Here is a 21,065-nt window from a genome sequence, read left to right as displayed (position 1 = left end):
ACGGACCGGCGGACGCCGACACCTCGGAAGGTGGCGCCCCCCGGCCGGACAAGGCGAAGCCGTCCGGCCCCACGGCCGTGACCAACGGACCGGCGGACGCCGACACCTCGGAAGGTGGCGCCCCCCGGCCGGACAAGGCGAGGCCCTCCGGCCCCGCGGCCGTGACGAAGGGACCTGACGAAGACCCTGCTCAGGCCGGCCAGGACGACGCCGTCGCCGAGGAGGAGGCGGAGGAGGCGGTACGTACGGACTCCGCCGGGGCCGACGGCACCGGCAGCGGCGACGCCGGGGGCCCGAAGCCGTCCACAGCCGGTGGCGCGGTGCGGCCGCGAGGCGGGGAGTCCGCCCCCGACGAGGTCGGCAAGGGGCGGGTGGCCGTCGGCCGGGGGGACGAGGACGCCCCGGACCCGGCCGCGAAGCCCGGCGCGCGCGGCGCCGCCGACGTACGCCGGCCCTCCTGGGCCACGGCGGCCCCCGCCCGGCCCCAGCAATCGGAAACCGACGATGCGCGCCGCCCCGCCCGGGGGCGGTCCGCCGCGGAGACGGACGCCGAGCGGACGAGTCGGTTCGTGGCGCTCAAGCCGCTCGACGGGGTCACGCCCGCCCCCGTCGCAGCGCCCCCTCGGCCCGAGGCCGTCGAGGTGACGCGGGAGGCCCCGCTGCCGCCGCTCGACCTGCTGGCCGAGCTGACCAACACCCCGCCCCCGCCGGAGACCCCGCGCCGTACAGTCGCGCGGCGCGTCAAGGTGTGGACCCCGATCGTGCTGCTGCTCGGCGGCGCCGTCGTCGGGGCGCAGCTGGTGCGGCCGCTGCCCGCGCCGCAGCTCCTGACCGGACAGACCTCGTACACCGTGCCCGGGGAGACCCCCATACCCTGGCCGGCGAAGGGGCAGGGCGCCGTCCGCTTCCCCGGCTCCGGCGAGATCGCCACCTTCGGCGAGCAGAAGCCGGTGCCGACGGCCAGCGTGGCGAAGACGATGACGGCGTACGTGATCCTCAAGAACCACCCGCTGCGCAAGAACGAGACCGGCCCGCGCATCGAGGTCGACGCGGCGGCCGTCGCCGACGGCACCGCCTTGGACCAGTCCCGCATCGTGGGTCTCACCGCCGGGACGAAGTTCAGCGAGCAGGACATGCTCAAGATGCTGATGATCCCCTCGGCCAACAACGTCGCGCGCCTGCTGGCCCGTTGGGACACCGGTTCCACCACCATGGACGCCTTCGTCGCGAAGATGAACGCCGCGGCCAGGGAACTCGGGATGACGAACACCACGTACACGGACCCCAGCGGCCTGGACGCCGGCACCGTCAGCACCGCCGTCGACCAGCTGAAGCTCGCCGAGGCGGTGATGAAGGAGGAGGCGTTCCGCGCGGTGGTCTCGCTGCCCAGCGCGACCGTCGAGGGGCTGACCGGGCCGATCATCAACAACAACGACCTGCTCGTCGCCCGCGGTCTCAGCATCACGGGCATCAAGACCGGTTCCAGCACCGCGGCCGGCGGCACCCTGCTGTGGGCCGCGTACAAGACGGTCGGGGACGAGACCCCGCTGATCCTGGGCTCGCTGATGGACCAGCACGTGGTCGGCCCGGACCCGGACGGCGCCAACAGCCTGGTGCTGGTGAAGGACAACAGCCGCAAGATCGTCGAGGCGGTCCGCACGGCCCTCGCCGCGGCGCCCGTCATCCACAAGGGGCAGTTGGTCGGGTACGTGTCCGACGGGCTCGGCGGCCGGACCCCGCTGGTGGCGACGAAGGACCTGGCCGTGCCCGCCGTACCGGGGCAGCGGCTGCGGCTCGCGCTCGGCGCGGGCGGCAAGCCGGTGCCGCACGCGGCGAAGGCGGGCACGGAGGTCGGCACGCTGACCGTCGGTGAGGGCGACGGCGCCAAGAGCGTGCCGGTGGCGGTGGGTACGGCTCTGGAGGAGCCCTCGTTCCGCGCCCGCGTCACCCGGCTGTCCTGAGGCCCGGCCCGCCGTGGTTCGATCGCCGGATGGAGATCAGTGAGGTCCGGCCCCGCGAACCCCGTGACCTCGGCGCGTGCGTCAGCGTGCTCGCCGAGGTCCACCACGGCGACGGCTACCCCGCCGACTGGCCCGAGCGCCCCGCCGACTGGCTGTCGCCGCCCGGGCTCCTCGGCGCCTGGGTGGCGCGCGGCCCGGAAGGCCTGATGGCCGGTCACATCGCCTTGTCCGGGGCCGGGTCGGGGGACGTGGCGCCGGAGCTGTGGAGCCGTCGGACGGGGGCGCCCGCCGGGGCCGCCGCCGTGGTCGGCCGGCTGTTCGTCGCCCCGGCGGCGCGGGGCGCGGGCGCCGGCGCGCTGCTGCTGGGGCGGGCCGCGCGCGCGGCCGGGGAGCGCGGACTGCACCCGGTGCTCGACGTACTGGATACGGACACGGCGGCCGCCGCGTTGTACGAGCGCCTCGGCTGGGACCTGCTGGGCACGGCGGAACAGCGCTGGAGCCCCACCCGCACGGTGACGGTGCGCTGTTACGCCGCTCCGGCGCGCCGCGCGTGACAGCCCGGCGCGCCGCCGCCGCGCGCCGCGCGCCCCACGCTTGTACGCCGCTGCGGCGACGCACCGCGCGTAAAACCCCGCCCGTGGCTACGCGTTCGCGATGACCAGCAGGGTGCGGGCCGCCGCTCCGCCCGCCGGGAGGGTGCACCGGTGGGGCACGTCGCCCCGGTGGTGGGCGCTCTGGCCGGGGCGCAGCCGCAGCGGGTCCTCGCCCTCGACCTCCAGGACGATCTCGCCCTCCAGTACGTAGAGGAAGTCCTCCCCGGGGTGCGCGAACCAGCCGCGCTCGCCCCGGCCGGGCTCGAAGTGGTGCTCGTAGGCCTCCATCAGGCCACTGCGCCCGCCCGGGATGAGCACGCGGGCCACCTGTCCGGCGGTCTCGGTCACCCGGATCACCTGTGGGTCGCTCTCGTGGCTGACGAAGCCCGGGCGGTCCGGGGGCCGCAGGAAGGTACCGGGTGTGACGTCGAGCGCCTCGGCGATGCGGTAGATCGAGCTGAGGCTGGGGGTCGCCAGTCCGCGTTCCAGCTGGCTGAGGAAGGGCTGGGAGAGGCCCGAGCGGGTGGCCAGGACGGCCATGGACACGCGACGCGCCGTACGGCACGCGCGGATCGCCCGGCCGACGTCCAGTGCTTCGGGGGTGGGTTCGGGTCGGGACACGCAGGTGAACGTATCCCATCGGCCCGGCGGCCCCGGTCGACGGCCCGGAGGGTTTCACATCGCCGCAACACCCCGTTGATAAGCGTGGTCAATTATTGACCTCACTTATCGAAGTATGAGAGGTGTCGTTCGGTGTCTGCCCTTCCCTCCCCGGCCCCCCGCCGGGCCCTCCGCCGGCTCGCCCCGGCCCTGGGCGCGGCCGGCGGGGTGCTCGCGCTCTGGACCCTGCTCGCCTGGTCCGGCGCGGTCGCCCCCGGCCTGCTGCCCGGCCCCGCCGAGACGGCCGCCGCGCTGGCGGACAGTGCCCGGGACGGCACGCTCGGCACCGACCTCGCCGCCAGCCTGGCCCGCGCGGGGCAGGGTTTCGCGCTGGGGGCGGTGGCCGGGGGCGCGCTCGGGTTCGCGACCGGTTACCTGCCCCGGCTGTCCGCCGCCGTCACCCCGGTGGTCTCCTTCCTACGGCCGATCCCGGCCGTCGCGCTGGTACCGCTGGCCACCGCCTGGTTCGGCATCGGGGAGAGCGCCAAACGGCTGCTGATCGCGTACGCCGTCCTCCTCGCGGTCTGGCTCTACGTACACGACGGGGTCGCGCGGGTGCCGGTCTCGCACCTGCGGGCCGCCCACTCGCTGGGGGCGCCGCCACACCGGCGGTTCACCGAGGTCCTGCTGCCCGCCGCAGCGCCCGCGCTACTGGCCGCACTGCGCTACGGGGCGTCCGTGGCCCTGCTGGCGCTGGTCGCCGCCGAACTGGGCGGCGCGGACAGCGGGCTGGCGTACCGGCTCCAGGTGGACGGCCAGTTCCTGCGCGTGGACCGGATGTTCGCGGGGCTGCTCGTCCTCGGGCTGCTGGGCGTGGCCGCCGACCTGGTGCTGGCCGCCGTCGGCCGCCGCTTCGCGCACTGGAGCGCGTCATGAGCCTGGACGTACGGCTGGAAGGGCTGTCGGTCGGGTACGCGGCCGGGGCGCCGGTGCTGGAGCGGACGGACCTCCATTTCCCGGCGGGGTCGTTCACCGCGCTGCTGGGGCCGAGCGGCTGCGGGAAGTCGACGGTGCTGAACACGGTGGCCGGCTTCGTACGGCCCGCCGCGGGGCGGGTGACGGTCGGCGGGGCGGAGGTGAGGGGGCCGGGGCCGGAGCGCGGGGTGGTCTTCCAGCACTACGCGCTGTTCCCGTGGCGCACGGCCCGGGGCAACGTCGAGTTCGCCCTCAAGCGGTTCGGGCTGCCCCGCGCGGAGCGGCGCGAGCGGGCTCTGGCCGCGCTCGCGGAGGTGGGGCTGGCCGAGGGCGCCGAGAAGTACCCGGCGCAGCTGTCGGGGGGTATGCAGCAACGCGTCGCGCTGGCACGGGCGTTGGCCGCGCGGCCGGAGGTGCTGCTGATGGACGAGCCGTTCGGGGCGCTGGACTCGTTGACGCGGACGCGGATGCAGGTGCTGCTGCGGGAGCTGTGGGAACGCGGCGGGACCACGGTGCTGTTCGTGACGCACGACCTCGACGAGGCGCTTGCCCTGGCCGGGCGGGTGGTGGTGCTGGGCGGCTCCCCGGCCCGCGTCCTGGCCGACCACCCGGTCCCCCGGGGCCCCCGTCCCCCGTCCCTCAGACCCCGACTCGAAGCCCACCTCTCCGCCCCCTGACCCCCGTCCCCGTCCCTGCCCCCCTCCCCGTCCCTGAAAGGACTCCCCCGTGCCCCGACCAAGACCGCGCCCCCGGGCCGCCGCCGGGATCGTGCTGCTCGCGCTGCTCTCGTTGCTCGGTGCCACCGCCTGTGGCGCCCCGGCCAGGGGTGGCGACGGACGTCGGGCGGTGACGCTGGCCGGCAGTGACCAGCTGGCCGCCGCGCCCCTGTCCCTCGCGCAGCAGCGTTCGCTCTGGTCCGAAGAGGGCCTCGACGTCTCCGTGACCACCCTCCCCACCGGGCGCGACGCCCTCAACGCCGTGCTCGGCAGCCAGGCCCGGTTCGGCGTCGTGGGCGACCTGCCCGCCGTCACGGCGGTGCTGGGCGGACGCGACGTACGGATCCTCGCCGACCTCTCCCGCTTCTCGGACTGGCGCCTGCTCACCCGCACCGACCGCGCGATCACCGGCTTCGGCGCGCTCAGGGGCCGCAAGGTCGGGGTCCCGCAGGGCACGAACGCCGAGTACGCGCTCTCCCGGATGCTCGCCTCCGTCCAAGCGGCCCCGGCCGACGTGACGGTGGTCAACCTGGCGCCGAACCAGGTCGCCCCGGCCCTCGCCCGCGGCGACATCGACGCCGGAGTCACCTTCCCGAGCTTCTACGACGCCGCCCGCACCGCCCTCGGCGCCCACTACGCCGAACTCCACTTCACCGGCTACACCGCCCACACCCTGCTCGTCGCGGGCCCCTCGGCGGGAGCCGGCCCGGGCGACGAGGCGGGCGACGAGGCGGCCACCGCCCTCCTGCGTACGGTCGTGCACGCGCAGCGGGCAGCGGCGGCCGATCCCGCCGCCGCGCGGGCGGCCGTCGTGGCCCAGTCCAAGGGCGCCCTCCAGGCCGGGTACGTCGACGCGTTCCACCCCCGCTACGCGTACGGCGCGGCCCTGTCCCCCGAGCTCCTCGACGACCTGGCGCGGGAGGCCGCCTGGGCCAAGGCCGCCCAGTCCCTGCCGGGCCCCGCCGACGCGGCCGCCCTGCGTGCCCGCCTGTACCCGGCCCCGCTCCGCGCGGCCGACCCCACCGCCGTCACCGTCGGCTGACCCCGACCGGCGAACGATCCCCAGGAGGAACCCCATGACCGTCGACCAGAACACCCTGCGCCGCCGCGGCACCGGTCTGCGCGCCCACGACCCCGGGCGGAGCTTCGGCGGCTACACCCTCTACACGCCCATCGCGGGCGGCGGCCGGATCCACCTCGTCGGCATCGACGGCCGGCCCGCCCACACCTGGCACTCCCCGCACCCGCCCGGCCGTCAGGCCCAGCTGCTCCCCGGCGGCACCCTCTTCTACGCGGCCAAGGACACCGGCGGCCCGAGCCTCTTCCCGATCTGGGACGTCTACCACGGCGGCATCTTCCAGGAGCTGGCCCCGGACTCCACCGTCCTGCGCGAGGCCCGCCACCCCTTCCACCACCACGACGCCTCGGTCCTGCGCAACGGCAACCTGCTGATCTGCGCCGTGGAACCGCTGGACCCGGCGGACGCGGCCCGGATCCGCGGCGGCATCCCCGGCTCGGAGGCGGCCGGCGGGGTGATCTACGGGGACGTGGTGTACGAGATGACCTGGGAGGGCGAGGTGGTCTGGCGCTGGGCGGCCATCGAGCACCTGGACCCGGCCGAGGTGCCGCTGAACCCGCACTTCGCGCGCGAGCACTGGCCGATGGCCAATACCGTCAACGAACTCGCGGACGGCGGGATCGTGGTGGGCTTCCGCAGCGCCTCGACGACGGTCGCGGTGGACCGCGCGGACGGCTCCGTGCGCTGGCGGATCGGTCCGGACGTCCTCGCCCAGCAGCACCACCCGCACGAACTGCCGGGTGGCACGATCCTGGTGTTCGACAACGGGACGTACCGCGACACGACGTCCGTGCCGTACTCGCGGGTGCTGGAGCTCGACCCGGTGACGGGCGAGCGCGTGTGGTCATACGAGGACAATCCGCCGCAGAACTTCTACAGCCCCTACATGTCGAGCGCGCAGCGCCTGCCGAACGGGAACACCTTCGTCGCGGAGGGTTCCTTCGGGCGGCTCTTCGAGGTGACGCCCGAGGGCGACGTGGTGTGGGAGTTCGTGGTGCCGGAGTTCGGGGCGTTCGAGCGGGGCACGGGCCTGGAGTCCTCGCGCGGCGCGCAGAACGCGGTGTTCCGCGCCTACCGGTACGGGGCGGACCAGATCCCCTGGCTCTGAGCCGCACGGACCGGGAGCGCGAGCCCGGGGCGGCCCGTGGTCCGGCACGGTCCGCCCCCGCGGCTACCGCGGGGGCGGACCGGCCGGTGATGCGGTACGACGTCAGTTGTTCGAGCCGACGGTGTTGTTGTGACCGGCGTTGAAGACGTCGTCGGCGGCGAACTGCGACCAGTCACCGAAGACGAAGGTGTAGCTCGGGCCTTCCGGGACGGTCACGTTCACGTCGGCGCTCGCGGCGCCGGCACCACCGAGCACGATGGCGGCGGTGGCGAGGGCGGCGAACGCGGAGCGGACAGATCGCATGGATGCACCTTTCGGGAGGGACGGGAACAGTCCCCGAAGGTAGGGCGGCGCGCTCCGGCTGTCCCGGCGGCGTTCCGCGTCGCTCCGAGTCCTATCCGAATGGCCGACACCCCCGTTTCCGGCCGTCACCCGTACGCCGCGTGCGGGGGGTGGCCGGAAGCCGTCGGCGGAAGGTGAACGAGCGGCTACGGGCTGGTAACTTGCGCGAGTTGATCACGGCCGGGGGGGCCCGGCTCGCGGTGCCGCCCGGCCGGAGCCACCCCCATCCAAGGAACCACATTGGCACGCACCGTCCGCACGACGGCCCTCACGTTCGCGCTGTCCCTCGCCCTGCTGCCGGCCGCCCCGGCGTTCGCCGACTCCCCCACCCCGCACCTGGACGCGGTGGAGCAGAGCCTGCGCCAGGTCTCCCCCGGCCTGGAGGGCTCCGTCTGGGAGCGCACCGCCGGCAACCGCCTCGGCGCCTCCGCCCCCGGCGGCGCCGACTGGCTGCTCCAGAGCCCCGGCTGCTGGGGCGACCCCTCCTGCGCCGAGCGCCCCGGCTCGGCCCGGCTGCTCGACACGATGCGCGAGGACATCGGCCGGGCCCGGGAGAGCGTGGACATATCCACCCTGGCCCCCTTCCCCAACGGCGGCTTCCAGGACGCGATCGTGGCGGGCCTGAAGGAGGCGGCGCAGAAGGGCAACCGGCTCCAGGTGCGCATCATGGTCGGCGCCGCGCCGATCTACCACGCCAACGTGATCCCGTCCTCGTACCGCGACGAGATGGTGGCCAAGCTGGGGCCGGCGGCGGCGAACGTCACCCTCAACGTGGCGTCGATGACCACCTCGAAGACCGGCTTCTCCTGGAACCACTCCAAGCTGGTCGTGGTGGACGGCGGTTCGGTGATCACGGGCGGCATCAACAGCTGGAAGGACGACTACCTCGACACCGCGCACCCGGTCAACGACGTCGACCTGGCGCTGTCCGGGCCGGCGGCGGGCTCCGCCGGACGCTACCTGGACACGCTGTGGGACTGGACCTGCCGCAACAAGAGCAGCTGGACCAGCGTCTGGTTCGCCGCCTCGAACGGCGCGGGCTGCCTGCCCACCCTGCCCCGGCCGGCCGCGCCGGCGGGCGGCGGCGGCGACGTCCCGGTGGTGGCGGTGGGCGGGCTCGGCGTCGGCATCCGGCAGAGCGATCCGACGTCCGCGTTCCGGCCCGTCCTGCCGACGGCCTCCGACACCAAGTGCGGCGTCGGCGTGCACGACAACACCAACGCCGACCGGGACTACGACACCGTCAACCCGGAGGAGAGCGCCCTGCGCGCGCTGGTCGCGAGCGCGACCGGGCACATCGAGATCTCCCAGCAGGACCTGAACGCGACCTGCCCGCCGCTGCCCCGCTACGACATCCGGCTCTACGACACCCTCGCCGCCAAGCTGGCGGCCGGGGTCAAGGTCCGCATCGTCGTCAGCGACCCGGCGAACCGGGGCGCGGTCGGCAGCGACGGCTACTCCCAGATCAAGTCGCTCTCCGAGGTCAGCGACGTCCTGCGGGGCCGGCTGACGGCGCTGACCGGCGACGCGGGCAAGGCGAAGGCCGCGATGTGCTCGGGGCTCCAGCTGGCCACGTTCCGCGCCTCCGACCGGGCCACCTGGGCGGACGGCAAGCCGTACGCCCTGCACCACAAGCTGGTCTCGGTGGACGACTCGGCCTTCTACATCGGCTCGAAGAACCTCTACCCGTCCTGGCTCCAGGACTTCGGCTACGTCGTCGAGAGCCCGGCGGCCGCCCGCCAGCTGACGACCGGCCTGCTGGACCGGGAATGGCGCTACTCGCAGGCGACCGCCACGTACGACTACGCGCGCGGCGTCTGCCAGGGCTGACGGCCCTGCGGCGGGACGTCCGGCAGGGCGCCCCGGGTCAGCGCTTGCGCTGGCCCGGGGTGCCGGCCAGGAGCGCCTCGGAGACCAGGCGGACGCCCCTGGCGAGCCGGCCGAGCTGATCGAGCTCGATGGCGTACATCCGGATCGTGTTCTCGATGACCGGCTCGGCGACGCCCAGCATCGGGAGTTCGGCCCGGCTGGTGTGCAGGGCCACCCGCACCGCGCGCATCTCGTGCTGGAGCTGGAGCCCCGCGTGCCGGACGAGCAGGGCGTGGTGACGGGTCAGCGTCAGATAGCCGCCGTAACGGGCCGGGAGCAGGTCCCGCAGCCAGCGGGTCGCGGTGCGTTCCCAGTCGTGCGTGCCGGGGGCCTTCACCTGGAGGGGCCAGTCCGGGCTGCGCGTGAGGGTGGCCGTCTGGGACATTCTCGTCACTTCCGCAGGGTGTCGAAGCTCTGATCGAGAGGTGGCAGGGGGGCGGCCTCGGCCCAGGGGTTGACCGAGGCCGCCGGGGGCGCTCCTGCGGGGATCCGAAAGCCCTGAGCTGTCACCCGGTCCCGCCGTGAGGAGGAGCGGCGTACCAGGTGTCCGTTCAAGAGGACGTGGGGACGTCCTCCCTGGCGTCTGCTGGATCCGGAGCGCCGCCGTCAGTAAACATATATACCGTCCAGTACGCAAGCGTATGGAAACTTTCATACATGGCCGGGCAGTGAATATCCGGTTGCGGAAGCAGCGTGGAGCGGCCCGCCCGCAGGCGCCCGTACTGTGTCCTAGAGGAAGAATCCGTGCTGGTCAGCGGCCTGCTCGTACTGTTCGAGGCGCGCCTGGGTCCGCTCGGGATCGGCGTCGGCCATCGCCTGGAGCAGGGCGGCGGAGAGCATTCCGGGAGCCGCGTACGAGTCGAAGACCAGCCGGGACCCGGTGCCGGCGGTCAGCACCACGTCGGCCTCCGCCACCAGCGGACCCACGGTCGGATCGGTGATCAGCACCACCCGCAGCCCGGTACTGCGGGCCGCGCGCAGGGCGGCCAGGGTCTCGTTGGCGTGCCGGGGCATCGCGAAGGCCAGGACCCAGCCGCCGCCGGCCGCCCGGGACTGGAGCAGGGCGTCGTACGCCACGCTGCCGCCCCGGGTCACCAGGCGGACGTCGGGGTGGATGCGGCGGGCGGCGTAGGCGAAGTACTCGGCGAGGGAGACCGAGATCCGCAGGCCGAGGACGGTCAGCGGGACGGAGCGGGCCAGGTCCCGGCCGATCTCCAGCACCCGGTTGGTGTCGGCGAGGAGCCTGCGGACGTTCTCCAGGTTGTCGATCTCGGCGTCGACGGCGGCCTGGAGCTCGTTGTGGCGGATCTGCTCACGGCTGTCGGGGGTGCCGGCCACCGCGCTCAGCGCGATGGGCTGGAGCACGTCGCGCAGCGCGGGATAGCCGCTGAAGCCGAGGGAGGCCGCGAACCGGGTGACGGAGGGCTGGCTGACGCCGACGCGTTCGGCCAGCTCGGTGATGGAGAGGAAGGCGGCCTCGGTGAGGTGGTCGATCAGGTACTGGGCGATCCGCCGCTGGCCCGGGGAGAGCCGGTGGCCGTCGAAGAGCGCGAGCAGCCGGTCGGCCGGCGGCTTGCCCTGCTCCGGTGCGGCCGTGCCCGGCGTGATCGCGGCCGCCTGTGCGCGTGCCTGCTGCCCGGATGACACCGGCGGCCCTCCTTCTCACGTCACTCGTCTACCAACATAGCCCACGCTCCGTGGTCGGATGATCATTGTGCCGTGCGGGGCCGCCGCTCCCGCCGGAGCGGCGGCCCCGTGCCGCCGTGGGCCGGTCAGGCCTCGGAGCGCGGCCGTCCGGGACGGCCCCGGCCGCGGGTCAGGGTGTATCCGTAGATCCCCGCGAGGGCGCCGAGCACCCCGCCCGCGGCGGTCCACAGCCAGCGGTCGGACCACCAGCCGCCGGACCAGCCGTCCTCGGGGGCGCGGGCCGCGCGCTGTTCCTCCGAGGCTCCCGCGATGCCGGGGACGAGGGGTTCGGCGAGGACCGCGTCGACCGCCTGGGCGCCGCCCGTCTCCTTCACGTCGGCCTCCACCTGTGCCTTTACCGGCAGGCCGAGGTCCTCCTCGGGGGAGCCGGCGAGCGTGAGGCGTACGTAGTAGCTGCCCGGGAGCGGGTCGTTGGACCAGGCCTCGGCGCCGGAGCGGACCGTGCGCAGGACGCAGGCCAGTTCCACGGTGGCGTCCTCCTTGGCGGCCGCCGCGCTCTGGGTGCCGTACGTGCAGGCCTGGCGGCGGCGGAGCCCGTCGTAGACGTCGAGCCGCCAGGTGGAGGCGCCGTGCCGGGCGGCGGACTCCGGGAGGGTCACCGAGGCCCGTACGGTGACCCGTTGGCCCGCGTCGACGGGCAGGACCCAGTACAGGTAGTCGCCGCTGGACGCGGAGGCCGTGGCCTTCTGGCCCGGCCGGAAGGGGGTCGCGGTGCGGAAGCCGGTGCCCGCCTCGGTCGGGCCGGCGGCCTTCCCGCCCGCGCTCGGCGTCGGGCTCGGGGCGGCGGTGGCCGCGCCCGCGGGGACGAGGAGGGCGGCTCCCGCGAGCAGGGCGGCCGTCAGGGTGCGTACGGTGCGCATCAGTTGCTCCTCCAGACGGAGACGCGCCAGCGCGAGATCCAGCCCCAGACCAGTCCCGCGATCAGGCCGGTGAGGACGAGCAGGCCGATCAGCCACCAGCCCCGGCCGAGGCCGAAGGAGGCCACGTCGGAGGGTTCGTCGGGGCCGTCGACCAGGTCGATGGTGAGCTCGACGGGCATGCCGGGCGCGGTCTTGACGGCCGGGCCGGCCGAGAAGGAGTTGCTGACCTGGAGGCAGACCGTCTCGGGCACCTCGGCGGCGTCCCCGTCCAGGGCCGCCTTCGGGTAGCGCAGGCCGGTCGAGACGACGTCGGTACGGCCGTCACCGGCCTCGGAGCCGCGGACGATCTCCCGCCCGTGGACGGTGGAGGCGCGCAGCAGCACCCCGTAGTCGTTGTTCACGGCCCGGTCGGCGCCGATGCTGACCGAGGCGCGCAGCTCCTGGCCGGGGCGGACGTCGACGCGGTACCAGCGGTGCTCGCCGAAGGTCTCGCGGTCGCTGTAGAGCCCGGCCTTCAACTGCGGTGCGCCTTCGCACTGCTTGGCGCCCTCGGTGGCCACCGGGGTGGCCACGGGGTCGGCGGCCCGGTCGACGAGTTGTCTGACGCGGCCGGAGAGTTCGGCCGTGTGCGCCACCGAGGTGTACGTGCCTCCTGTGGCCTCGGCGATGCAGGTCAGCTGGGCGCGGGTCTTGGCGTCGGGGACGAGGCCGAGGGTGTCGACGACGAGGTGGATGCCCTTGGCCGCGATGTCGCGGGCCACTTCGCAGGGGTCGAGCGGGGCACAGGTGTCCTCGCCGTCGGTGATGAGCACGATCCGGCGGGTGGCGTTGCCGCCGTCGAGGTCCTGGGCGGCGGCCTGGAGGGCGGGGCCGATGGGCGTCCAGCCGGTGGGCGCGAGGGTGGCGACGGCGGTCTTCGCCTCGGTGCGGTCGACCGTGCCGACGGGGTAGAGCTGCTTGGTGTCCTTGCAGCCGAGCGCCCGGTCCTCGCCGGGGTAGGTGGCGCCCAGGGTCCTTATGCCGAGCCGGACTTCCCCGGGGACGGCGTCCAGGACCTCGTTGAAGGCCTGCTTCGCGGCGGCCATCCGGGACTGCCCGTCGATGTCGGCCGCGCGCATCGACCCGCTGACGTCGAGCACCAGCTCGACCTTGGGCGGCTCTTTGGCGGGCCCGTCTGCGGCGACGGCGTACGACGGGAGGAGCCCCGCGGTCAAGGCGACGAGCAGGCCGCAGGCCCGGGCCGCCAGCCGTTTTCTTGTGATCATCGCCGGATCGTATTGAGGATCCGACGGCAAACCAAAACGCCTTCCCCCGGCGGCGATCCGGTTCCGGACCGGGTACGGGGCCCGGCCCGGAGCCGCGTACGGGACCCCGCGCATGGGGTCTCGTACCCGGCGCCCGCGCCCCGCCCCGCCCCCGCCTGGCGGGCCGTCAGCCGGCGAGGCCCTCGGGGAGGCGGCCGGTGTGCAGGACGCCGAGGTGCTGCGTGGCGCGGGTGAGCGCCACGTACAGGTCGCTCGGCTGGAACTGCGCGGGTTCGACGACGATCACGGTGTCGAACTCCAGCCCCTTGGCCTGGCGCGGGTCCAGCAGGACGGCGCTCCGGGTGAGGTCCGGCTCCTCCCCGGCCCGCACCCCGGGCAGGGCGGCGGCCAGGGCCGGGTGCAGGGGGCGCGGGGCGATCACGGCGAGGCGTCCCCCGGCGGGGGCGCCGGTGCGGACGGCCTCGGCGAGGGCGCCGGGGAGGTCGGCGCTCTGCCGCACCCAGGGACCTACGCCGGTGGAGCGCACCGAGCCGGGCGGTTCGAAGCCGGGGTGGTGGACCCGCAGCACGGCGGCCGCGACCTCCATGATCTCGGCGGGCGTACGGTAGTTGACGCCGAGCCGCACCCGCTCCCAGCGCTCGCCCACGTACGGCTCCAGGATCCGCCGCCACGAGCCGCAGCCCGCCTCGTCGCCGGTCTGGGCCGGGTCGCCGACCAGGGTCATGGACCGGGTCGGGCAGCGGCGCATCAGCAGGCGCCAGGCCATCTCGGAGAGCTCCTGCGCCTCGTCGACGATGACGTGTCCGAAGCTCCAGGTGCGGTCCGCGGCGGCGCGTTCGGCGGTCGTGCGGTGGTCGGTCTCCTCCTGCCGCTCCGCCATGCGTTCCGCGTCGATGAGGTCGTGGGCGGCGAGGTACTCGTTCTCCATGTCCTCGAACTCGTAGGACTCGGAGCCCTGGGAGAGGTCGAGGACGCCCTGCGCGTAGGCGACGCGTTCCAGCCGGTCGCGTTCGGCGGCGGCCCGTTCGGCGCTGTCGTCGACGCCGAGGAGTTCCGCGGCCTCGTCCAGCAGCGGGACGTCGGCGGGAGTCCACTCGCCGGAGGCGCGGCGGATCAGCGCGGCGTCGGCCTCGGGGAGGTGGGAGGGGTCGGCGAGGAACTCGGCGACGAGCCGCTCGGGGGTGAGGTGCGGCCACAGCGTGTCGATGGCGGCATGCACCTCGGCGCTGGTGGCGATCTCCTTGCCGAGCTGGGCGACGTCGTCGGGGCCGAGCAGGTTGGGGCCGCCGTAGGGGTCGGCGCCGATCCGGTCGGCGAGTTGCCCGGTCAGGGCGTCGATGACGGCGAACGCGAAGTAGGGACGGGCCAGGTTGTGGGGCAGGGCGGTGGCGCGGGCCCGGTCGCGGGCGGCGTGGGCCATGGTCCGGTCGAGCAGGAGCGTCCCGTACTCCTCGTGGTCGATCTCCAGGGCCGCCTCGGGGACCACGTCGCTCTCCTCGCCGCTGCCGGCGGGCACGGTCTCGGGGAGGGTCTGCCGGTCGGCGACGGCGCGGGCGAGGACCCCCGCCATGGCGGCGCGTCCCTTGACGGCCGCGGCGCCGGGGCGGTCGGTGCCGGTGGCGCGGACGCCGGGGAACAGGTCCCCCGGGGAGGCCAGCAGCACCCCGGTCTCGCCGAGGGAGGGCAGCACCTCGCCGATGTAGCCGAGGAAGGCCGGGTTGGGGCCGACGATCAGTACGCCGCGCTTGGCGAGGAGCTCGCGGTGGGCGTAGAGCAGGTAGGCGGCGCGGTGCAGGGCGACGGCCGTCTTGCCGGTGCCGGGGCCGCCCTCCACGACGAGGACGCCGCGGTGGGGCGAGCGGATGACGCGGTCCTGCTCGGCCTGGATGGTCCGCACGATGTCGTGCATGCGGCCGGTGCGGGCGGCGTCGAGGGCGGCGAGCAGGACGGCGTCCGCGTCGGAGCCCTCGAACCCGGTGCGTTCGGTGTCGGCGAGGTCGAGGATCTCGTCGTGCAGGGCGGTGACCTCCCGCCCGCGCGTGGTGATGTGCCGGCGGCGGCGCAGGCCCATCGGGACGTGTCCGGTCGCGAGGTAGAACGGGCGTGCCATTTCGGCGCGCCAGTCGAGGACGAGCGGGGTGCGTTCGGCGTCGTCCCGGCGGATTCCGATGCGGCCGATGTGGTGGTCGCGGCCGTCGGAGAACTCCAGCCGGCCGAAACAGAGACCGTGTTCGGCGGCGTTCAGCGCGGCGAACAGGCCGGACTGCTCGGCGACCATCACCTCCCGCTCCAGCCGCTCCTGGTAGCCGTTCCCCCCTTGGCGCAGCGCGGCCCGCATACCGCGTTCGGCCCGGTCCCGGAGGTCTTCGAGCCGGGCGTAGAGCTCCGTGAGGAATTGCTGCTCACTCTGAAATTCGACGTTTGACAATTCCACTCCCGGCGCGATACGATGCCTCTGTAAATCTTCTTCACGCCTGCAATAAAATAAGGCGTGAACTGTTAAATATACGCGAATGCACGCCCCGGACGCCAATTCGTCCGGGGCGTTTTTGTGTGCCGGGGGCGCGTGGGAGCCGTACGAGCCGTACGGGGAACACCCCTCGCGCCGCACGAGGGGTTTGGGGTGGTTTCTCCTAGCATGGGCGTCCCGCCCCGTGCCCCCGAGGAGACGCATGTCCCGAACCCGCCGCTCCGCCGCCCTCTCGGCGGGCGCCCTCCTCTGCGCGGGCCTGCTCCTCTCCTCCCCCGGCGTCGCCGCGGCCGCGGCCCGGCCCGGGCACGACGGCGACCACGGGGCGGCCGGCGGCGAGGCGGCCCTGATCGGCGCGGAGCACGCGCGGGCCCACGCGCAACGGCGCGCCGCCGCCCGGGACGCCGGGGGCTACGCGCAGGCCACCCGTACCGCCTCGCTCGCCCACCTGGCCGACTCCCAGGCCCGGACCAACGCGGGCTTCACCGCCTCCGCGTCGGGCCGCTTCGCGGAGTTCTTCCCCTCCCCCGACTTCGGGGTGCACCTCGCCCAGCTGCCGACCGGGAAGGTACTGCTGTTCTCCTTCGAGCGGGTGGAGACCGACCCCACCAAGGAGACCGGCCCGACGGACCGGATCGGCGCGACCAACGCCGGGCGCGCCTACCTGTGGGACCCGGCGCGGGGGACGGGGGCGCGGGCCTTCAAGGAGGTCCGGCCGCCGACGGTGCTGATGCCCGACGGGACGCACGTCCCGCGCCCGGCGCCGTTCTTCTGCGCCGGCCACGCCTTCCTGCCGAACGGGATGGTGGCCGTCTTCGGCGGCAACACCGGCGGCAAGGGCGGCAGCGGGGCCCGGCTGTCCTTCGTGTTCGACCCCTGGACGGAGACCTGGTACCGCAACCGGGACATGTCGGTGGGCCGCTGGTACCCGTCGGTGGTCACCGGCGCGGACGGCCGCCAGATCATCGTCTCGGGCCAGTCCGAGCGCGGTACGGGCACCCCCACCCCGGTGGTGGAGCGGTTCCCGGCGAAGCGGCTGCCCGTGCCCTGGCGGCCGTACGACATCCCGCTGGACATCGCCTCCGAACGGTTCGGCTCGGACGCGCCGTTCCGCAACGACTACCCCCACCTGTTCTCACTGCGGGACGGCATGATTTACGGGCTGGGCCGCGACGCCGACCAGCAGTGGCGGTTCGATCCGGCCACCGAGACCCGTACCGACCTGCCCCGGCGCCCCGCCGACTTCCGCGGTTACGGGTCCGCCGTGCCGCTCCCGGCCGGTCTGCGCGGCCCGGACTCCGTCCTGGTGCTCGGCGGCGACCCGCACGACCCGAACACGTACGAACTCTCCGGCGACGCCTGGCACACCCGCGAGCCCCGGGCCTTCGGCCGCACCCAGGACGACACGCTCATCCTGCCGGACGCCACGCTGCTCACCGTCAACGGCGCCCTCGACACCCGGGACTACGGCAACGGCCCCTTCAACCCGAAGGCCGACCTCAAGTACCGGCAGATCGAGCTGCGGGACGCGGCCGGGCACTGGCGGCTGGGCCCGGCCCAGCGGCTGCCGCGCGGCTACCACTCCAACGCCCTGGTGATGCCGGACGGCCGGGTCCTGGTGACCGGCGACGAACTCCAGCAGATCGCCAACGACCCCGACATCGGCGACGCGATGGACGGCAGCATCGAACTGTACGAGCCGGCGTACCTGCACCGGGGCCCGCGGCCCGCCCTCGACCGGGTGCCGGGCGCCGAACTCGCCCACGACACGGGCTTCGAGGTGCGCAGCTCGACGGCGTCCGCCGTGCGGCGGGCGGTCCTGCTGGCCCCGACGACGGTGACCCACGCCGTGAACACCAGCCAGCGCCACCTGGAACTGCGGATCACGGCCACCCGCGGCGACACGCTCACCCTGCGCACCCCGCCGTCGGCGGCCGACGCCCCGCCCGGCTACTACATGCTCTTCCTCCTCGACGCGGACGGCGTCCCGAGCCGGGCCCGCTGGATCAAACTCGGCACCCGCCCGGCCGGCCGGCGGTAGTCCGGACACCGTTCCCGGCCGCTCGCGCCGGGCGGCACGTACGCCGCCGCCAGCCCTCGGAGCGGACGAGCGGCCCGCCCGCGCGGGTCACACGGATGGCTGTGGACGAGGGGTTCCGGCACGACAGGGAGACCGGCGGATCGTAGCGTCGGCAGCGCCGGGCCCGACGGCCCGGCGAGGTGAACTCTCCTGATGAGAGGCCGTGCCGATGCGAAGCGACGCCGCCATATCGAGCCTGCTCCGGGTCCACCGGGGAAGCGCCGCACCCGAGGAACTGGCCGCGATCACCGTGGTCGTCGCCTGCCTCGCGGGCCGGGCCGCGGCGTGTGCCGCCGCCCCGCCCGCGCGGGCCGCGCACCACCGCCCGCGGCCGCGGCCCGCGGGCCACGGCTGCTGGGCGGGGTGCTGGGCCTGCCGCTAGCGCGGGGACCCTCAGGGGCGTCGCAGCAGCCGGCGCATCGCGTCCAGCAGGTCGGCCCCCGGGTCGTCGGCGGCGCCCTCCGAGCGCCAGGCGACGAACCCGTCCGGGCGTACGAGGACCGCTCCGTCGGCCGGCAGCGCGTGCGCCCGCGCCCAGTCGGCGTCGTCCGGCTGGACCAGGTCGGCGCCCGGCCCGGAGCCGATGGCGTACGCCTCCAGGCGCGCACCCGTCTGCCGCGCCACCTCGGCCGCCGCCTGCTTCCAGGGCGTGCCCTCGCCGCTGAGCAGCACGAACGAGCGCTCGTAGAGGTCGATCGTGGAGATCCGCTCGGCCGCCCGGGTCAGCCACAGGTGCGGGGCGCGGGTGCCGACGTCGCCCTTGAGGTCCATCTCCTCGGGGATGACCGGCCGGGACGGGTCGCCGCCGAGGACCGCGCCGCGCCCGTACGCGTAACCCATCGCGGTGGTGAGGACCCCGCTGCCCGGACCGCCGCCCATGGTGGGGGGCGGCACGTACCCGGGGTGGCTGTGTTCGGCCGAACGGGCGGACGCGCGCTCGCTGGTGGCGCGGGCCACCGGGAGCCGCTCCTCCTCGTAGGTCTCCAGCAGTTCCGGGCCGGCCGTGCCGCCGAGGACCGCCGCCACCTTCCAGGCCAGGTTGTGCGCGTCCTGGATGCCGGTGTTGGAGCCGAAGGCACCGGTCGGGCACATCTCGTGGGCGGCGTCGCCGACCACGAAGACCCGGCCGACCCGGTACTGCTCCGCGACCCGTTCGGCGGCGTGCCACGGGGCTTTGCCGCCGATCTCCACGTCCAGGTCCGGCACCCCGATGGCCGCGCGGATCTGCGCCACGCAGCGCTCGTCGGTGAAGTCCTCCAGGGTCTCGCCCGTCTCGGGGTGCCAGGGGGCGTGGAAGACCCACTGGGTGTCGTTGTCCACCGGCAGCAGGGCCCCGTCGGCGCCCGGCTTGAGCAGGTAGCAGACGATGAAGCGCAGGTCGCCCAGGACGCCGGCCAGCCGCTCGGAGCGGAAGACGATGCTCACGTTGTGGAACAGCTCGCCGTTGCCCGTCTGGCGGATGCGCAGCGCCTCGCGGACGGGGCTGCGCGGGCCGTCGGCGGCGATGAGGTAGTCGGCGCGGACGGTGAGGTGCTCGCCGGTCTCGCGGTTCTTCACGACGGCGCTGACGCCGGTGTCGTCCTGGTCGAAACTCATCAGTTCGGTGGAGAAGCGGATGTCGGCGCCCTGCGCGCGGCTCCGCTCGGCCAGCACCGGCTCGATGTTGTTCTGGCTGCACAGGCACCAGCCGGTGGGGCTGAACCGCTTCAGCGCGCCGGTCGGGTCGACGGCCTTGATCAGCCACTTGTGCTCCCCGCCGACGAGCGAGGACTCGCTCTGCAGGATGCCCTGATTGGCCTCCAGGGCGGAGGCTTCCTCGCGGATGGCGGGCTCGACCCCCGCCGTGCGGAACAGTTCCATCGTCCGGGCGTTGATGCCGCGGCCGCGGGGGTGAACGGACGTACCGGCGTGCTTCTCGACCAGCAGGTGCCTGATGCCGTGGCGGCTCAGGAACAGCGAGGTGGACAGGCCCACGAGGGAGCCGCCCACGACGAGGACCGGTACGCGAACATCGGCATGCTCTTCCATCAGCTGCGGGCTCCTGATTCGGCTGGGGGTGCGGTGGACGGTTTATGCCCCCGATCGGGGTTCACGTCCGGGCGAGTCGTGTCTTGTCACCCGCTTGATCCGGAGATGTAGCGATCCGTACCCGGCCGGATGACGATGAGCGACAGCGGCGGACCCTCCGAGCCATGCCGCCCGCCGTACCCGACCGAATGACGCAGGGAGCGCGTACGTGCCGGTCTCCGTGCACTCACGAGGTGCACTCACGAAGGAGTGAGGAAATGACAACCACCCTGTCCGAACGGGTGTCGCAGTCCGCCTTCGACGGCTCCATGCTCCGGGTCGTCCTGCTCATGGATCTGCACGAGGGTGCGCAGCAGCGTTTCTTCGACGCCTACGAGCGGCTCCGCCACGACATCGCGTCGGTGCCCGGGCACCTCGGCGACCAGCTGTGCCAGTCCTTCTCGAACCCCTCGCAGTGGCTGATCACCAGCGAGTGGGAGAGCGCGCCGCAGTACCTCGCCTGGGTCAACAGCGAGGAGCACACCGAGCAGGTCCGGCCGCTGGGCGCCTGCGCCCGTTCGATGCGCCCGCTGACCTTCACCGTGCTGCGGGAGACCGGCAGGCGCTACGACGCGGCGCAGCGGTCGGTGGGGGCCCGGCTCCAGCCGGCGCCCCGGCTCGGCGCCGGCGTCGTCCGGCACGCGCTGACCTTCACGGTCAAGCCGGGCAGCGAGGAGGAGGTCGCGCGGATCCTGTCCTCGTACGACTCCCCGCGGGCCCGCGTCGACGAGCACACCCGGCTGTGCCGCACCTCCCTGTTCATGTACGGCAACCGGGTCGTGCGGGCGGTCGAGGTGGAGGGCGACCTGACGGCGGCGCTGCGGCACGTGTCGGAGCAGCCCGAGGTGCGCGCGGTGGAGCAGGCCATCAATCCGTACCTGGAGCAGGACCGGGACCTGGCCGATCCGGAGTCCGCCCGGATGTTCTTCATGCGGGCGGCGCTGCCGGCCGTCCACCACGTGGCCGCGCAGGGGGCGCCGCCCCGGGAGGTGACGCGGCACGCCCTGTACTACCCGGCGAAGCCGGGCTGCGGTCCGCTGGTGGCCCGCTTCCTCGCCCGGCAGGACGAGACGGCCGCGAAGCTCCCGACCAGTCCCGTGCTGAGCAGCAGCATCTTCCAGCGGGACGACGTCGTGGTCCGGCTCCTGGACGTCCGCGGGCCGGCCGACGGCCGCTTCGCCGGCGGCTTCGGCATCGACGGGCCCCGCAGGGCGGCGGTGCTGCGGCGCCTGCTCGCCGGGGAGCCCGCCGGCGGGGCGGCCGCCCCGCACCCGATGACCCCGGTCACCGACCGGCGGGCGCCGGAGCAGGACTGATCCGGACGCACCGCCCGCCCCCGCAGGGCCCGTACCCACCCCACTCCGCACGGCCCGT

18 protein-coding genes are annotated in these 21,065 nt (G+C 74.3%); 10 read left to right on the top strand and 8 right to left on the bottom strand.

Translation table 11 applies throughout. From position 1 onward, the window contains the following. On the top strand, nucleotides 1-1,961 hold a 1,961-nt coding region (locus tag ACZ6ZT_RS05600), incomplete at its 5' end, for a D-alanyl-D-alanine carboxypeptidase family protein (RefSeq protein WP_469715798.1). A 29-nt stretch (nucleotides 1,962-1,990) separates the two neighbouring features. Beyond that, nucleotides 1,991-2,515: a GNAT family N-acetyltransferase gene (locus ACZ6ZT_RS05595; protein WP_469715796.1), complete on the top strand. Its 525-nt coding sequence runs from the start codon at nucleotides 1,991-1,993 to the stop codon at nucleotides 2,513-2,515. An 87-nt stretch (nucleotides 2,516-2,602) separates the two neighbouring features. Here ACZ6ZT_RS05595 and ACZ6ZT_RS05590 read toward each other — a convergent pair whose 3' ends face one another. Further along, nucleotides 2,603-3,175, bottom strand: coding sequence for a helix-turn-helix domain-containing protein (locus ACZ6ZT_RS05590; RefSeq protein WP_469715795.1), 573 nt, complete (start codon nucleotides 3,173-3,175; stop codon nucleotides 2,603-2,605). A gap of 132 nt (nucleotides 3,176-3,307) precedes the next feature. Here ACZ6ZT_RS05590 and ACZ6ZT_RS05585 point away from each other — a divergent pair, with 132 nt between their 5' ends. Genes ACZ6ZT_RS05585 through ACZ6ZT_RS05570 form a run of 4 tightly spaced genes read left to right on the top strand, consistent with a single transcriptional unit; the run spans nucleotide 3,308 to nucleotide 7,031 of the window. Then, the gene (locus ACZ6ZT_RS05585) at nucleotides 3,308-4,090 is read left to right on the top strand and encodes an ABC transporter permease (protein ID WP_469715793.1); all 783 of its coding nucleotides are present in this window, start codon (nucleotides 3,308-3,310) and stop codon (nucleotides 4,088-4,090) included. Then, a complete protein-coding gene (locus tag ACZ6ZT_RS05580) occupies nucleotides 4,087-4,806 on the top strand; it encodes an ABC transporter ATP-binding protein (RefSeq protein ID WP_469715791.1) in 720 nt (239 codons plus the stop codon). Before ACZ6ZT_RS05585 ends, ACZ6ZT_RS05580 begins: the two co-directional genes overlap by 4 nt. 49 nt (nucleotides 4,807-4,855) lie before the next feature. Then, nucleotides 4,856-5,887 carry an ABC transporter substrate-binding protein gene (locus ACZ6ZT_RS05575; RefSeq protein WP_469715789.1) on the top strand — a complete coding sequence of 344 codons (1,032 nt, stop codon included), beginning with the start codon at nucleotides 4,856-4,858 and terminating at the stop codon, nucleotides 5,885-5,887. 34 nt (nucleotides 5,888-5,921) lie between these two features. After that, nucleotides 5,922-7,031, top strand: coding sequence for an aryl-sulfate sulfotransferase (locus ACZ6ZT_RS05570; protein WP_469715788.1), 1,110 nt, complete (start codon nucleotides 5,922-5,924; stop codon nucleotides 7,029-7,031). A 102-nt stretch (nucleotides 7,032-7,133) separates the two neighbouring features. Here the strand turns inward: ACZ6ZT_RS05570 and ACZ6ZT_RS05565 are convergent, their stop codons facing one another. Beyond that, the gene (locus ACZ6ZT_RS05565; RefSeq protein WP_469715786.1) at nucleotides 7,134-7,334 is read right to left on the bottom strand and encodes a hypothetical protein; all 201 of its coding nucleotides are present in this window, start codon (nucleotides 7,332-7,334) and stop codon (nucleotides 7,134-7,136) included. Between the two features lie 279 nt (nucleotides 7,335-7,613). Between ACZ6ZT_RS05565 and ACZ6ZT_RS05560 the strand changes: the two genes are divergently transcribed. Next, a complete protein-coding gene (locus ACZ6ZT_RS05560) occupies nucleotides 7,614-9,203 on the top strand; it encodes a phospholipase D-like domain-containing protein (RefSeq protein ID WP_469715784.1) in 1,590 nt (529 codons plus the stop codon). Nucleotides 9,204-9,240: 37 nt separating this feature from the next. Here the strand turns inward: ACZ6ZT_RS05560 and ACZ6ZT_RS05555 are convergent, their stop codons facing one another. The 5 genes from ACZ6ZT_RS05555 to ACZ6ZT_RS05535 all read right to left on the bottom strand — a co-directional run bounded on the left by ACZ6ZT_RS05555 (nucleotide 9,241) and on the right by ACZ6ZT_RS05535 (nucleotide 15,508). Next, nucleotides 9,241-9,627: a hypothetical protein gene (locus tag ACZ6ZT_RS05555; RefSeq protein WP_469715846.1), complete on the bottom strand. Its 387-nt coding sequence runs from the start codon at nucleotides 9,625-9,627 to the stop codon at nucleotides 9,241-9,243. 344 nt (nucleotides 9,628-9,971) lie between these two features. Next, complete coding sequence (locus tag ACZ6ZT_RS05550; protein WP_469715782.1) at nucleotides 9,972-10,889, bottom strand: MurR/RpiR family transcriptional regulator; 918 nt, start codon at nucleotides 10,887-10,889, stop codon at nucleotides 9,972-9,974. A gap of 125 nt (nucleotides 10,890-11,014) precedes the next feature. Further along, nucleotides 11,015-11,809, bottom strand: a complete 795-nt coding sequence (locus tag ACZ6ZT_RS05545) for a hypothetical protein (RefSeq protein ID WP_469715781.1) — start codon at nucleotides 11,807-11,809, stop codon at nucleotides 11,015-11,017. Further along, nucleotides 11,809-13,074 (bottom strand): VWA domain-containing protein, encoded by a 1,266-nt coding sequence (locus ACZ6ZT_RS05540; RefSeq protein WP_469715779.1) that lies wholly within the window; start codon nucleotides 13,072-13,074, stop codon nucleotides 11,809-11,811. The genes ACZ6ZT_RS05545 and ACZ6ZT_RS05540 overlap by 1 nt, the downstream gene beginning before the upstream one ends. A gap of 166 nt (nucleotides 13,075-13,240) precedes the next feature. After that, a complete protein-coding gene (locus ACZ6ZT_RS05535; RefSeq protein WP_469715777.1) occupies nucleotides 13,241-15,508 on the bottom strand; it encodes a HelD family protein in 2,268 nt (755 codons plus the stop codon). A 238-nt stretch (nucleotides 15,509-15,746) separates the two neighbouring features. Between ACZ6ZT_RS05535 and ACZ6ZT_RS05530 the strand changes: the two genes are divergently transcribed. Together ACZ6ZT_RS05530 and ACZ6ZT_RS05525 are read left to right on the top strand one after the other, a co-directional pair. Then, nucleotides 15,747-17,585, top strand: coding sequence for a galactose oxidase-like domain-containing protein (locus tag ACZ6ZT_RS05530; RefSeq protein ID WP_469715775.1), 1,839 nt, complete (start codon nucleotides 15,747-15,749; stop codon nucleotides 17,583-17,585). Nucleotides 17,586-17,793: 208 nt separating this feature from the next. Next, on the top strand, nucleotides 17,794-18,006 hold the full coding sequence (locus tag ACZ6ZT_RS05525; protein ID WP_469715844.1) for an acyl-CoA carboxylase epsilon subunit: 213 nt from the start codon (nucleotides 17,794-17,796) through the stop codon (nucleotides 18,004-18,006). 11 nt (nucleotides 18,007-18,017) lie between these two features. On the opposite strand, the gene ACZ6ZT_RS05520 is transcribed toward ACZ6ZT_RS05525, so the two are convergent. Next, nucleotides 18,018-19,652, bottom strand: a complete 1,635-nt coding sequence (locus tag ACZ6ZT_RS05520; protein WP_469715773.1) for an FAD-dependent oxidoreductase — start codon at nucleotides 19,650-19,652, stop codon at nucleotides 18,018-18,020. Nucleotides 19,653-19,909: 257 nt separating this feature from the next. On the opposite strand from ACZ6ZT_RS05520, the gene ACZ6ZT_RS05515 reads away from it, so the two are divergent. Continuing rightward, nucleotides 19,910-21,007, top strand: a complete 1,098-nt coding sequence (locus ACZ6ZT_RS05515; RefSeq protein WP_469715771.1) for a TcmI family type II polyketide cyclase — start codon at nucleotides 19,910-19,912, stop codon at nucleotides 21,005-21,007. Nucleotides 21,008-21,065: the final 58 nt, after the last annotated feature.

The sequence above is a fragment of the Streptomyces sp. NPDC102258 genome (genome assembly GCF_055584685.1).
This window is presented reverse-complemented; position numbering and strand designations above follow the sequence as displayed.

What these genes read in the sequence shown, in the direction of transcription:
- ACZ6ZT_RS05595 (WP_469715796.1), top strand. Translation starts at nt 1,991, where the DNA reads ATGGAGATCAGTGAGGTCCGGCCCCGCGAACCCCGTGACCTCGGCGCG.
- ACZ6ZT_RS05580 (WP_469715791.1), top strand. Translation starts at nt 4,087, where the DNA reads ATGAGCCTGGACGTACGGCTGGAAGGGCTGTCGGTCGGGTACGCGGCC.
- ACZ6ZT_RS05570 (WP_469715788.1), top strand. Translation starts at nt 5,922, where the DNA reads ATGACCGTCGACCAGAACACCCTGCGCCGCCGCGGCACCGGTCTGCGC.
- ACZ6ZT_RS05565 (WP_469715786.1), bottom strand. Translation starts at nt 7,334, where the DNA reads ATGCGATCTGTCCGCTCCGCGTTCGCCGCCCTCGCCACCGCCGCCATC.
- ACZ6ZT_RS05555 (WP_469715846.1), bottom strand. Translation starts at nt 9,627, where the DNA reads ATGTCCCAGACGGCCACCCTCACGCGCAGCCCGGACTGGCCCCTCCAG.
- ACZ6ZT_RS05545 (WP_469715781.1), bottom strand. Translation starts at nt 11,809, where the DNA reads ATGCGCACCGTACGCACCCTGACGGCCGCCCTGCTCGCGGGAGCCGCC.
- ACZ6ZT_RS05540 (WP_469715779.1), bottom strand. Translation starts at nt 13,074, where the DNA reads ATGATCACAAGAAAACGGCTGGCGGCCCGGGCCTGCGGCCTGCTCGTC.
- ACZ6ZT_RS05530 (WP_469715775.1), top strand. Translation starts at nt 15,747, where the DNA reads ATGTCCCGAACCCGCCGCTCCGCCGCCCTCTCGGCGGGCGCCCTCCTC.
- ACZ6ZT_RS05525 (WP_469715844.1), top strand. Translation starts at nt 17,794, where the DNA reads ATGCGAAGCGACGCCGCCATATCGAGCCTGCTCCGGGTCCACCGGGGA.
- ACZ6ZT_RS05520 (WP_469715773.1), bottom strand. Translation starts at nt 19,652, where the DNA reads ATGGAAGAGCATGCCGATGTTCGCGTACCGGTCCTCGTCGTGGGCGGC.
- ACZ6ZT_RS05515 (WP_469715771.1), top strand. Translation starts at nt 19,910, where the DNA reads ATGACAACCACCCTGTCCGAACGGGTGTCGCAGTCCGCCTTCGACGGC.